Here is a 13,821-nt window from a genome sequence, read left to right on the forward strand (position 1 = left end):
TTGTGTTGTTTATTTTGTCATATTAAATTGTATAGCTAAGAAATAAGATCGTCCATTGGCCATCGGTATAGAGGGACTTACACCCCCGTGCACGCCTTCGCCTACCGTGGCGGAATTTCGAATATCCTTTATGTCAAATAGGTTACGAATACCACCCGTAATGTTGAATTGATGGGTTATTCTTTTGTTTAAATTAAAGTCGCTCATCGTGAAGCTATCCACAAATACTTGTTGTGTTACCGGTTCATTATTAATTTCCTGTATAATTTCAAATCTTGGTCGACGGCCATAAAATTTAAAAAATAAGTTAGCGTTTAAGCCCCAAGGCGTATAATGGTAAGAAAGGTTGCTGTTTACCTCCGGGCTCCATAAAAACTCGGAAAGTGAAGAGTCGGTTTCTCGAGATAGATTGTATCTCCCGATATAGGAGAAACCTAACCCAGCTTGCAAACCTTTATGTGCTAAAGTGCCTTCCCACACTAGACCGGTAGTTTTGAAATCAGCAATGTTGATATAAGTGAAAAGCGTTGGATCATCGTCAGGGAAGCCAAAATCAATCATATTTCGAAAGGTATTGTAGAAACCTCCCAAGGACGAGTTTATGTTGGTTATTTCGCTAAAGCTGCGGTGGTAAGACAGGTAGGTATTGAAGCTATTGGAACTTTCCGGTCTTAAGTTTTCATTGCCAATGATCGAGTGGTTCGCATCAAAAAAGTTGAAGAATAATTCACGCAAAGCAGGAGAACGATAGCCTTTCGCATAGGCAGCGCGGATATCGAATTGCTCATCAAGTCCATATTTAAGATTGATGGAAGGTATCACCGGCAATGTTTGGAATACATTGTTTCCGATAAAGCGAAAGCCCGGCCGTATGTTCAACTGGGGTATTGGCCGAATTTCCGCAGAAAGAAAAGCTGCGTATTGTGCTACGGTGGCATTTTCTAGGAGTCGATCACCACGACCAGATTCACCATCGTATTCCAATCCAAGCTGTGCATGGATTTGTTGGGAGAATCGATATTGCATCGTTCCGCGAAAGAATACGGTATTGAATTTGGCAACATCAGCCTGACCAGCTCCGGTCAATGTCTCCGTTACGTTGGTTTGTAGGTTCGTACGTTTGGTAACTGTGCTGCGGTCGTAGTTTTGCAATGAAAAAGAACCATTGGCTGTCAGTTGGTCCGAAAACTTCCAATTGCTTTGTATCATATTGTTGTAGCGATTGGAAATGTAGTTGATGTTAACGACGGTATTATTCTGGTTGAAACCTCCTGGTGTATAAATATCTTCATTCATGTAATCGAAGCGATACCAAGTCTGATGTTTGGCGCCATTGTATCCGATTTTGCCTGATGCCAACCACTGATCTTTTGGTTGCCATTGCAACTGCGGTAAAGTCGATGATCCCTGCCACCCACCAAAGGTGTTGCGGCTGGCATTTACATCAAAATTCCATTTATTGAGATTATGAGAGATACCTAAATAGGCATTGTGTACGCCCTCACCATTTAATGGCTTGTATTCTGAACCAGCAGTTTCTTCGAGTAATCGCGCAGTAATTCGCCAGCGATTTCCACCGATATTGTTTTTGGTGATTATGTTAATCACGCCGGCCAATGCGCTAGTACCGTAGGTCACCGAAACAGGTCCTTCAATAATCTCAATCTTCTCGATCATGTTTACATCGATTTGTGTCAGGCTTTGGCGCTCGGCACCTCGATCAAATAGTGGTACCCCATCAAGTAATATTTTTACGTTTTGACCGCTCATGCCCATTAACTCGATGTCGGATTCTCCTAGCATCATGTCATTGCTGAATCGGATTCCTAGTTCGGTATTCAACAACGTTTTAATATCCACCGTACCACGACGCGCAATCTGATCCTGCGAAATGGTGCGTACTTTATAAACTGAATTCTTTAAGGATGTCGCTTCTAATTGTGCTGTGACGACGACCTGCTCAATCTGATTGCGTGTGTTGTCTTGTGCAAAAGCAGGATAATAGAATGCTAATAGAAAAATTGATGTTAAATAAAAAGTATTGCGCATCGATAATTGTTTTCGTGCGGTAAACATAGTTTTTATTTAGATCAATTACAAATAAATGAAAAAATTCAAATGATTTTGTAAGGAGATTGTAAAATGATGGGGATATTTACTCTAAAAAAGTATTTTTTTGGATCTGATGCTGCTTCGTTGTCGACGTGGATAATTGGTTGTAGAACGCTAAATCACACATCGCGATCTGCTTAGATCTGTCGCTGATCTTTTTTTATTAATTTATTAGAGAAATAATTTCAGTTATAAATCACCGCGTCTTACCTTCTCGTGCGGACGGTATGATCAAAGAGTTGTAGAAAGCTTCGTCCTTGCGAAGAAGAGGAACGAGGCTGCGGCAATTTTCAATAAGTATTTTCTTAAATAATCCTAGCGGTATAGCGAATGGATTTTTTTGCTTTGCTCAATTCATCTAGATTGATCGCGTTTCGGAACTCATTATCCGTTGCTGTTTGTGCAGTATCGACCTCGGTCTTGATTTGAGATCGAATATGATCATCCGTAACGCCAGTTGTCGCAGCTTCATCCAATGCTACTTTTATCTTTTCGCTATATTGCTCTGTATAGCGATTATGCTTGCTATATTGGAATTCCAACTGATTGATCAAACCGACAAATTCTTCTAAACGATTATTGGCATCCTTCAAGTCATTACCTTCATCCGTTACCAACATTTGGTCGTAGTTTACCCGATTTCCAGAGCGATTTTTTTGTTCGAACTGTGAAAACAAACTCACCATGTAATTCTGATCCAAGCGTAGGAATAATTTATTTAAATATTCATCAACACTTTCTTTGTCGCCTCTGGCTTCGGGTTCTAAGCCGACTTTTTCTGCAAAATAGCGAACCTGATCATACAAGTTGCGCTGTAGTAAAGACAACTCTTGCCTTTGTATATTGAGATTGTAATCAAATTCTGTATTTGCTTCGGCCAATAAGTTATAAAAGCGAATATAGCCATTCAACTCATTTTCCATCTTGGCAATGGTTGCTTGATCTACATCATCAGTCATGATACTGGTGCTCCGCAAAAAACCCATCACGCTACTTGTCAATTGTGCTGCAGGAGATACCACAGGAATAGCGCTCACGATCGGGTTTTTGGCGATCGATGTAACCCCATCATAAATCTTCGAAGCCATATTTTTCTTTTTGGGCTTCACATTATCTTCTACCAAAGACACCACTTTTTGATCAAACCGAAAACCCAGCTTATCGCTCTCTGGATTGCCCAATTCTTTGATTAAAGGTTCAAACAAACGGTTAGATGGGTAATTTTTCATGACCTGAATTTTGGTGTGCAATAGACGGTAAGCGTTTGTGGCATTTTCCAGATTTTGGCGTACAATCATATACCGATTTTGTGCATCCAGATCCTTACTCGCCATCAACATATTGATGTTTTCGGTATTGTTCTTCAGCTCACGCGTCATGCTTTCTACTTGCTTCGTAAGGAGCGCAATGGTTTGGGCATCTTCGCTTTGCGTATTCAGGTTGCTATTTTGCAATAAAGTGCTATCCTGTTCCTGACTTAGAGCCGGGAAGCAAAACCCGCTCATGATCAATAATAAATAAGTGTTCTTCATCATATCCCCAATATATTATGGCCAAACGTGGCGTAATTCATTGTATGTATTCCATTTACAACAAAATAAGTGGTGAGCTGTTTTAAATACAGTGTTTTATGGCGGAGAAACAGCCGTACGGCAAAATTCTGGGGATTAAATGTTATTTTTACATCATGTCTACGATATTAATAAAGAATGCACAAGTCGTCAATGAAGGCGAAATCAAGGTATTAGATATATTTATAAAAGATGGTCGTATCGAACAGATCGCGCCAACTATTGATAAAGTGGTTGCGCAAGAAATTAATGCAGAAGGGCTGTATCTCTTGCCGGGATTGATTGACGATCAGGTTCATTTTCGCGAACCGGGACTTACCTACAAGGCAGATATCGCTACCGAAAGTCGTGCTGCCGTTGCCGGAGGAACGACTTCGTTTATGGAGATGCCAAATACGATGCCGAATACCTTGACGCAAAAATTGTTGCAGGATAAATATGATATTGGGCAGGATAGCTCATTGGCCAACTATTCCTTCTTTATGGGAGCGGGCAATGATAATTTGGAAGAAGTGCTAAAAACCAATCCACGCGATGTATGTGGTATCAAGGTTTTTATGGGATCTTCTACCGGAAATATGTTGGTGGATAATGAGACGGCCTTGGCTAATATTTTCCAAAATGCACCCACGCTTGTCGCAACACATTGCGAAGACGAAAACACGATCCGCACTAACATGGCCGTTTATAAAGAAAAGTATGGTGAGGCCATCACCATCGATATGCACCCAGCGATCCGTTCGGAAGAAGCGTGTTTCTTATCGTCTTCTAAAGCCGTCGAATTGGCTTTGAAGTACGATACGCGTCTGCATATTTTACATATTTCTACAGGTAAGGAAACACATCTTTTTAGCAAGGATATTCCGTTGGAAAAGAAACGTATCACGGCAGAAGCCTGCGTACATCATTTGTGGTTTTCAGATACGGATTATGCCACAAAAGGAAACTTGATAAAATGGAATCCTGCGGTAAAAACAGCGTCAGATCGCGATGAAATTTGGCGAGCAGTATTGGATGGACGGATCGATGTGATCGCTACAGATCATGCGCCACATACCTTTGAAGAGAAATCGCAACCTTATTTGCAGGCGCCATCAGGTGGGCCATTGGTGCAGCATGCACTACAGGCATTGCTGGATAAGGTCAAAGAAGGGCGGTTGACATTGGAACAATTAGTGCAAAAAACGGCGCATAATACGGCACGCTGTTTTCAAATCGAGCAACGCGGATTTATCCGCGAAGGATATTGGGCAGATTTGGTATTAGTAAATCTGAATAAACCTTATACCGTAACAAAGGAAAATATTTTGTCGAAATGTAAATGGTCACCATTCGAAGGAAATACCTTTAGTGCGAGTATTGAGCATACGATCGTGTCCGGAAATGTGGCTTATTCTCAAGGACAAATACAAGAAGTAGGATCTGGCCATCGCATGCTTTTCGATCGATAGTTGAGGGAAAGCAGAATAAGAGCGGATGCGGTAGAGGAGTGTGTAGTAAAGCGTGATAAAAAAATACCATGGATAAAATTATTTTGTATATAGGCATTCTTGGACTACTTACTGTCAGCTGCCAACAAGTGGATAAGACTATCACTTCGTTTAAAAAAGATTATTCATCGGCTATGACGCTCACTACTTCCGACTGGGATTCGCTGTTTTCGACTTATCAGGAGTCTTCGATCCAGCACCGACGATTCAAGCATCAAGATGTAGATTCGCTGTTACAGCAGCACGCTCAGAAAGGTATTTTGCAGGTAGAGCGAATCGGTGCGTCGGCCGCTGGCCGTTCTATTTCTGAATTGACCTACGGTGATGGCGATATTAAAGTGATGCTGTGGTCGCAGATGCATGGCGACGAACCAACCGCCACGATGGCTTTGTTGGATATCTTCAATTTTCTGGAAGGTCAGGAAGATGATGGAGATTCCCTACGGAATTTGTTGAAAAGCAACTTGCAGATCCATTTTATTCCAATGCTGAATCCAGATGGAGCAGAAATCTACAATCGTCGGAATGCGCAAAGCGTAGATCTGAATCGGGATGCGCGTGCGCAGCAGACGGTGGAAGGCAAGCTATTGGCAGCACGTGCCGATGCCGTAAAACCTTCTTTTGGTTTCAATCTACACGATCAATCCATTTATTACCACGTTCCCGAAACCCAAAATCCGGTCACCATATCATTATTGGCACCAGCCTATAATCCTGAGCGCGAAATCAACAAAACGCGCGGCAATGCCATGAAATTGATTGCGGGAATCCAACAAATGGTGCAGCAATATGTGCCTGATGCGGTAGCAAAATACGACGATACGCATTCGCCGCGAGGCTTTGGAGATAATTTTCAAAAGTGGGGCGCAGCTACGGTGCTCATCGAATCCGGAGGACTAAAAGGTGATGTAGAGAAGCAGCAAATTCGTAAGCTCAACTTTATTATTATCCTAAATGCCTTGATGCAGATCGCAGAAAGTAGCTATGAGCAATATGAAATCGCGCAATACGAAGATATTCCGTTCAACGGTTCTTCTTTATTGCATGATGTCTTTATTCAAAACCTAGAAATTGGTTCAGATTCTATTCCACTCCGTACGGATATTGCGATCCGCCGAGCAGAGAATACAGTAGGCCGCGATTACTTTGTGCGTGGTTGGGTCGAAGATTTAGGCGATCTAAAAGAATCATTCGGGTACGATCAAGTGGATGCTTCATCATTGCATTTTGTGCAAGGTAAAGTGTCGGATAAAGTGATTTCTTCGGTAAACGACCTGTCTAAATCACAGGCTTTTGCCTTGCTAAAACAAGGCTTTATCGCCGTTCGTTTAAAGCCAACAGTTCTAGGCAGCGCAGAGCAATTTCATAACCTACCAATACATGTATTTAGTCAACCTGCGTTTTACACCACCTCGCGCATCGACTTAGGTGGGACGGCTAATTTTTACTTGGCAGATGAAGCTGGAACACTGCGATATGCTGTGCTGAATGGTTATCTCATTGACTTAGCTCAACCCTTAAAAGAAACCTTCAAAAATCGCGTACTCTAATTACTCGTTAAGCGATTTATTTTATACCTTAGGTTGGTCAACCTGACTATCTCTAATCTCGGGAGTTACCCATTGTAAGATTAGAGTGAGTTGCTGTGCGCTCGGCGTGAAAGCAGCATGTGGCTGAATACTAGAAAACCATTATTAATGAATCGTATTATCTTCCTTTATCTGGGCATCCTGTCCTTATGCGGTATGACTGCTCAGGCACAAAAGCCGACAGATTACAGCAACAAGCAGCAGCTGGCACAGCGCGTGAAAGCGCTGGCATCGCGCTATCCTCAATTGGTAAAAGTGACTTCCATGACTAAGACCTTGGGCGGATCCGACATTTGGATGCTATCCATCGGTAACGGAAATTTGGAGCAAAAACCAGCAGTCGCCATTGTTGGCGGCATATCTGGAGATCACCTTTTGGGTGTAGAATTGGCAGTAGGATTTGCTGAAAAATTGTTAGCCAATACTTCGCAAGACAGCATTCGCACCTTACTGGATCAGCAAACGTTTTACGTATTCCCAAACATGAGTCCAGATGCTACAGAGCAATACTTTGCCAAATTGCAATACGAGCGTACGGGCAATGCGCGTCCATTGGACTACGATCGTGATGGCCGCAAAGGCGAAGATGGCTACGACGACCTAGATGGCGATGGCAAGATCACTTGGATGCGTGTTGCTGATGCAAGTGGTACGTATTTGCCTAATCCAAAAGATCCAAGATCTATGCTCTTAGCCGATCCGGCAAAAAATCAACGCGGTCAATACCTATTGCTTTCCGAAGGATTGGACAATGATAAGGATGGCCTTTTTAATGAAGATGGCGAAGAGGGAGTTGCTTTCAATAAAAACAACACCTACAACTATAAGAATTTCCAACCAGGAGCAGGTGAGCATGCCGTATCGGAGCTAGAAAATAGAGCTTTGTACGATTTCCTATACGATGCGTTCAATGTCTACGCAGTCGTTTCGTTTGGACCAGAAAATAATCTGTCTACGCCGCAACAAGCTGCGCGCGGAGGTGAATCGGCAGCACCTTCTGGCAGTCGCCGACCGGGTGGCCGCAAGATCAACAGCTGGTCGGATCAAGATGCGCAGGTCAACGCTGCTGTTTCCGCTATTTACAATAATATCGTGCAACTCGGTGATGCGCCAAAGCAAAAAGCCGGAAATGGGAACTTTGCAGATTGGGCATATTATCATTACGGGAGATTAAGCTTTTCGACGCCGGGATGGTTTGTGGCCGATACCGAAAAAGATCCCATCGCTTCTTATTTCTCGTGGGCAGATGCGCGAGGAATAACCGGCAATTATACACCTTGGAAAACCGTTTCTCATCCTGATTTCCCAAATAAAACAGTAGAAGTGGGCGGTATCCATCCATTCGTGCTACACAATCCACCATACGATATGGTCGATAGTTTGGTGGCCAAGCACACCGATTTTGTAATCAAGCTGACGGATATGGCACCGATCATTGATATCGTAGATGTGCGGACGGAGAAATTGGATGGCGGACTAACACGCGTATCTGTGAAAGTGCTGAATAAGGGTACTTTTCCTACCTTGACGCAGGTAGGTGAACGTAGTTATTTTCTGAAACACGTGGTAGTAGAAGTCAAGACCGGTAGCGGACAGAAAGTGCTGAGTGGAAAGAACCGACAAACGATCGGAGCGCTGGAAGGACATGGATTTACCGAATTGAGTTGGTTGATCCAAGGAAGTGGAAAGCTATCCATAGAAGCAGGAAATGGTTCTAGTGGTAAAAAATCAGTCAATGTATCACTCTAATTAGCCGCAGAAATAATGAATTTATATAAATATACCATCGTAATAGGCTTGGCAGTACTTTGTGCTACTCAGTCATTCGCTCAGAAAGCAGAAAATATATTAGCTGCGGCAGGTTCGCCGGCCAACCCAAAGGTATCGATCAGCTGGAATCGCTACCACGACAATACCGCTTTATTGGAGATCTATCGTAAGATGGCTTCGGCACATCCCGATTTGGTGAATTTGGAATCCATCGGCAAATCTGTCGAAGGGCGTGATTTGTGGTTGCTGACTATTTCTGACAAGAAAAAAGGAGAATCGGCCACGAAGCCAGCCACGTATATTGACGGTGGAATACACGCCAATGAAGTGCAGACCGTAGAGTTCGCCCTATACATTGCTTGGTACGTCACCGAGATGCACGCGGCTGGGAATCCATTCTTCCAACAACTATTGGCCGATAAAACCTTTTATATCGTGCCGAGTATTAGTCCAGATTCTCGTGATAATTTCATCCACGGAGCCAATACACAACATTCTTCCCGTACGGGGCGCAAACCACTGGATAATGATCGCGATGGCTTGGTTGACGAAGATGATTTTGATGATTTGAACGGTGACGGACATATCACGCAGATGCGGAGAAAGAGTGATTACGGTCGCTTCATCACCGATCCGGCAGATCCGCGTAGATTAATACCTGCACCTGAAGGACAGCAGGGCGTATACGAATTATTAGGTTATGAAGGTTTGGATAATGATGGTGATGGCTTGGTGAACGAAGATGGTGTGGGCGGATACGATCCAAACCGAGATTGGGGCTGGAATTGGCAGCCGAATTATGTGCAAAGTGGCGCCTACAAATACCCGTTTTCTTTGCCGGAGAATCGTGCTGTGGCCGATTTTATCATGGCGCATCCGAATATCGCTGCTGGGCAAAGTTTTCACAATTATGGCGGTATGATTTTGCGTGGCCCAGGTGCGCAAGATGACGAAGAAAATTTTAGATCGGCAGATATCGCCGTGTATGATGCGTTGGGCAAAAAGGCGGAATTGTTAATTCCGGGTTATCGCTACATCGTCACCTATAAAGATTTGTATTCCGTATACGGTGGTGAATTTGATTGGATGCATAGTGCGCGAGGTATTTTTGCGATGAGCAATGAGCTGTGGATGGCCAATTATTACTTCCAAAAAACAGGACAACAGCCCAATGATTACGCGAATGCGCAAAATGAACAATATATATTCGATCAATTTCTGCTCTTTGGTGATGGCTTTGTCGAGTGGACTCCCTATGAGCACCCGCAATATGGTGCGATCGAGATTGGTGGATTTAAAAAGAACTACGGTCGTATGCATCCTGGTTTTCTGATGGAAAGTGATGCGCATCGAAATGCTTCTTTTGTGATCTACCATGCTTACCATACGCCGAAGTTGGAAGTGGCTGAAATTTCTGTTAAAGATTTGGGCGCCGGTTTATCCGAAGTGACCGCAGTGATCAGAAATCAGCGGATTATACCGACACATTCATCGCTGGATGTGGCCAATAAAATTGAAGTTCCTGATGTTGCTACTTTGACTGGCGGAACAGTCGTGGCTGGCATGATTGTGAACGACCGAGATTTCGGAATGACAACAGAGCAGAAACGAGATGCAGCAAATATTCAAATATCCAATATCCCAGGAAATGGCATCGTAACAGTGCGTTGGATTGTGAAAGGAAGTGGAAAGTATACCGTAACCGTCAATAGTAAAAAGGGAGGGAAAGCAGCTAAGACAACTTAGCCGCTTTCCGATTTACTTCTTCTTTTTCTTGTCTTTGTACGATCCAATCAGATATGCATAAGGTTTCAGGCTAGGCACATGATCGAATACGATCAATAGAATACCTAAAAGCGGGATGGCAAGTACCATGCCGCCTACGCCCCAGATCAACTCGCCAAGTACAAGTCCGACAATGGTAAATAGGGGATTGATGCGCACTTCATTGCCTACGACCAACGGCTCTAGTAAATAAGTCTGAATAAATTGTACGAACAGATATACGCCGATAACGCCAAGAATCATTTTGCTATCGCCACCCTGCACAGCGACAGCCAACACGGTGAATGAGGTGCCGATCAGATTGCCTACGAAGGGAATGATCTCCATCAATCCGCAAAACACAGCGAAAAAAATCGCGTTTTCTACTCCTAAAACGGAAAATCCTAAGCCATACATAACCCACAGTGCTACGATCATCTTGGATAAGCCGCCTAGATAATGCTGTGCTACGCTAGCTGACTCATGCAGTACTTTGGTGGTTTTGTCTCGCTGATCTGTGGGAACAAGTAGCAATACAAAACTCTTTAGTTGTCTTCGGAAAGTAATGAATAGAAAGGTATATACAATGACTAGTATCGTGTCGACCGCGATGCTCATGGTGCCAGAGGCAAAATCCACTAGCACGCTGCTCGTACTTCCAGCCGAAGCAGAGGGACTGTCTACAATTTTTTGTTGTTGCTGATGATCTATGCCCAAGCTATTTTGTAGCCAAGCGCGAAATTGTGCTGCTACCTCAGTTGCTCTTTGTTGCAGTTCATCCATGTTTTCGGAGAAGCCTGCTAATTGCCAGCCAAGCAAAGTCAATACACCAGCAAAGAGGAGAACAAAGCCGAATAAAGCCAGAAGAGCCGCCACGCCACGTGGTATCTTGAATCGTTCCAGTCGTTCGCACACTTTGGTCAGTAGCATAGCTAAAAGACCACCCAAGGCAAACGGAACTAAGAAAGGTTTTCCGAAATATAGGAGCGCGATGCTCAATCCAAAAAAGGCAAGGATCAGAACCGCTCGCTCTAGCTTCGTTTGTTGTCTCATCTGCAAATCACTCTGTTTTTCGTGTAGAGATCTGCTCTGTCGAGAGCAGTCACAGAGGAGAACAACTAATCGGAAAATTAGTTTCGGCTTATTTGAGGGTCAATGCCGTGCCTTCGAATCGTACACCTTCCCAACCATGCAGCATAAATGCCCGAATATTCTGATGGTCATTTCCATTAGGATCATCTAGTACGGCACGGTAATGCTCGGCAAATAACTGTAAAGTATCTTCCTCGCTCAACGATTTGAGCAAGGCAAATTGCAATACCTTGGCACTTCCCTGATTTTGCGACTTCTCATTGTGTATTTCTCCATTCCAAAACGCCGTTGGCGTATGATTGTATGCGGATTCTATGTAAGCGATCACATCTGCAAAGATCAGTTTCCCGTCTTTCAGATCCTGTAAAAAAGTATGTTTCATGAAATTATATTGAGCAGTAAAATAGAGACAATCTTTATAAAGCCACCTCGTTTTCTTCGATCCAGAGACCGTCTCCTTTGATGATATTAATTAACTCGTCCAATGCGTTGGCCGAAGATACATTTCGTTTGATTACTTCTTTGCCGCGGTACAGTGTGATTTTGTCGGGGCCAGCGCCGACATAGCCGTAATCGGCATCAGCCATTTCTCCCGGGCCATTCACGATACAACCCATTATCGCAATTTTGAGTCCTTTCAAATGATTGGTACGCTGGCGAATCATATGGGTGGTGTCTTGCAAATCAAATAAAGTACGTCCGCAACTTGGACAAGAAATGTATTCCGTTTTAGAAATTCTAGATCGGGTAGCTTGCAATATCCCGAAGGATAGCGAAGCTAATTTTTCTACCGGCGTCGCTGGAGACTCAATCCAGATACCCGATCCTAATCCATCAATAAGCAGCGCGCCAAAATCTGTAGCCGCATAAAGCTGAATTTTAGAAATAGGTTCTTCGGGGTTCATAATATCTCCAACTGGACCGCTGAAATCTTCTAACGCGTAGCTGCGTTTTAAGATGACGGGATTCGACAAGGCCAATTTCTGCATATTTGCAAAGAACTGACGTTGGTCGGCCATACCATGTATATAATCCGTTTCCAAAATAAAAACAACCGTCTCATTTAGCACCATGTCAGCAAAGCTATCCGTCGCCAAATCTTGATTGCTGATATACACCATATTCAGAACAACGTCTTTTTCTGTACTGCTGTTAAATTCTGCTAGCGTAAATATAGGATGAATATTAGCACGTTCTTGTATGCCGATCCAAGTTTGGTAGTTATACAGCTGTTTCAAATTGCCCGGCATGGCAAACGAAGGCAAAGCATCTCCAAGAAATACAAAATCTACCGATTGATCGCCCATATGAAACTTGTCCAATAGCGCATCGTAGCGATAGCCGACTTGTTTTAGAATGAAAGGGTCTTTGAGGTTTTCTTGAGATAAATCAATGATGATACGTGGCACTAATGATCCGCCCACAAAAGTATTAACCTCTGCAGCTTCGAAAGACTCAGTGCGAGATTCTTCGTGAAAATGCAAGATTTCGCGAGCTGGCTCGCTCGTGATTTGCGTTTCTCTTTTGCTGTATCGATTCACAAGTGCTCGCGCGACTGGTGCTTCCTTCTCTGGTTCTTCGGTCAAAGAAACACGAACGGTATCTCCTAATCCATCTTCCAACAAAGTGCCAATCCCGACCGCCGATTTCACGCGACCATCTTCACCGTCACCTGCCTCTGTAACACCAAGATGCAGTGGGTAATTCATGTTTTCGGCCACCATTTTCTCCACGAGTAAACGGTACGCTTGCACCATGACTTGTGGATTGGAAGATTTCATCGAAATCACCAAATTATAGTATTGCAAGTCTTCACAGATGCGAATGAATTCCATAGCCGACTCGACCATGCCGTCTGGCGTATCGCCATAACGACTCATGATGCGGTCGGAAAGGGAACCGTGGTTCGTGCCAATTCGCATAGCTGTGCCATACTCTTTGCAAATCCCGACCAATGGCGCAAATTTTTTGTAAATCCGCTCCAGCTCGGACTGATACGCAGCATCGGTAAAATCAATCTGATCGAATTTCTTTTTGTCGGCATAGTTGCCGGGGTTTACCCGTACTTTTTCGACAATACGAGCAGCAACTTCGGCTGCGTTTGGCGTAAAATGTATATCGGCTACTAAAGGCACTTCATAACCTCTGGCACGCAATTCTTTTTTGATGTTGAGCAGGTTATCCGCCTCTTTGATGCTGGGTGCCGTGATGCGCACATATTCACAGCCGGCATCGACCATTTTGATGGTTTGTTCTACCGATCCGATCGTATCCATGGTGTCGATCGTCGTCATACTTTGGATACGGATCGGATTATCTGCGCCCATGGGTATGTTGCCTACAAAAACCTCGCGCGTTCGAAACCGGCTGTATGCCAGCTTAGTATTACAATATTCTCCAGTCAGTCGGGTCGAATTTGGTGCTTCCATCTTG

At 43.7% G+C, this 13,821-nt stretch carries 9 protein-coding genes; 4 read left to right on the top strand and 5 right to left on the bottom strand.

Going from position 1 to position 13,821, the window contains the following annotated elements:
* Positions 1 to 9: 9 nt before the first annotated feature.
* Positions 10 to 2,076 carry a TonB-dependent receptor plug domain-containing protein gene (locus AC3IRT_RS02625; RefSeq protein WP_489394985.1) on the bottom strand — a complete coding sequence of 689 codons (2,067 nt, stop codon included), beginning with the start codon at positions 2,074 to 2,076 and terminating at the stop codon, positions 10 to 12.
* Between the two features lie 341 nt (positions 2,077 to 2,417).
* Entirely contained in the window at positions 2,418 to 3,647 is a 1,230-nt protein-coding gene (locus AC3IRT_RS02630; RefSeq protein ID WP_489394986.1) for a hypothetical protein, read from the bottom strand.
* Positions 3,648 to 3,799: 152 nt separating this feature from the next.
* Here AC3IRT_RS02630 and AC3IRT_RS02635 point away from each other — a divergent pair, with 152 nt between their 5' ends.
* The 4 genes from AC3IRT_RS02635 to AC3IRT_RS02650 all read left to right on the top strand — a co-directional run bounded on the left by AC3IRT_RS02635 (position 3,800) and on the right by AC3IRT_RS02650 (position 10,278).
* Entirely contained in the window at positions 3,800 to 5,134 is a 1,335-nt protein-coding gene (locus AC3IRT_RS02635) for a dihydroorotase (RefSeq protein ID WP_489394987.1), read from the top strand.
* Positions 5,135 to 5,202: 68 nt separating this feature from the next.
* Positions 5,203 to 6,723 carry a M14 family zinc carboxypeptidase gene (locus AC3IRT_RS02640; RefSeq protein WP_489394988.1) on the top strand — a complete coding sequence of 507 codons (1,521 nt, stop codon included), beginning with the start codon at positions 5,203 to 5,205 and terminating at the stop codon, positions 6,721 to 6,723.
* 147 nt (positions 6,724 to 6,870) lie between these two features.
* Complete coding sequence (locus tag AC3IRT_RS02645; protein WP_489394989.1) at positions 6,871 to 8,511, top strand: M14 family metallopeptidase; 1,641 nt, start codon at positions 6,871 to 6,873, stop codon at positions 8,509 to 8,511.
* A gap of 15 nt (positions 8,512 to 8,526) precedes the next feature.
* Positions 8,527 to 10,278: a M14 family metallopeptidase gene (locus AC3IRT_RS02650; RefSeq protein ID WP_489394990.1), complete on the top strand. Its 1,752-nt coding sequence runs from the start codon at positions 8,527 to 8,529 to the stop codon at positions 10,276 to 10,278.
* 12 nt (positions 10,279 to 10,290) lie between these two features.
* On the opposite strand, the gene AC3IRT_RS02655 is transcribed toward AC3IRT_RS02650, so the two are convergent.
* The 3 genes from AC3IRT_RS02655 to ispG all read right to left on the bottom strand — a co-directional run bounded on the left by AC3IRT_RS02655 (position 10,291) and on the right by ispG (position 13,817).
* A complete protein-coding gene (locus AC3IRT_RS02655) occupies positions 10,291 to 11,349 on the bottom strand; it encodes an AI-2E family transporter (protein WP_489394991.1) in 1,059 nt (352 codons plus the stop codon).
* A gap of 88 nt (positions 11,350 to 11,437) precedes the next feature.
* Positions 11,438 to 11,770 carry a HopJ type III effector protein gene (locus AC3IRT_RS02660; RefSeq protein WP_489394992.1) on the bottom strand — a complete coding sequence of 111 codons (333 nt, stop codon included), beginning with the start codon at positions 11,768 to 11,770 and terminating at the stop codon, positions 11,438 to 11,440.
* A 34-nt stretch (positions 11,771 to 11,804) separates the two neighbouring features.
* Positions 11,805 to 13,817, bottom strand: a complete 2,013-nt coding sequence (gene ispG / locus AC3IRT_RS02665) for a (E)-4-hydroxy-3-methylbut-2-enyl-diphosphate synthase (protein WP_489394993.1) — start codon at positions 13,815 to 13,817, stop codon at positions 11,805 to 11,807.
* Positions 13,818 to 13,821: the final 4 nt, after the last annotated feature.

This window comes from Sphingobacterium sp. KH_072, assembly GCF_057837975.1.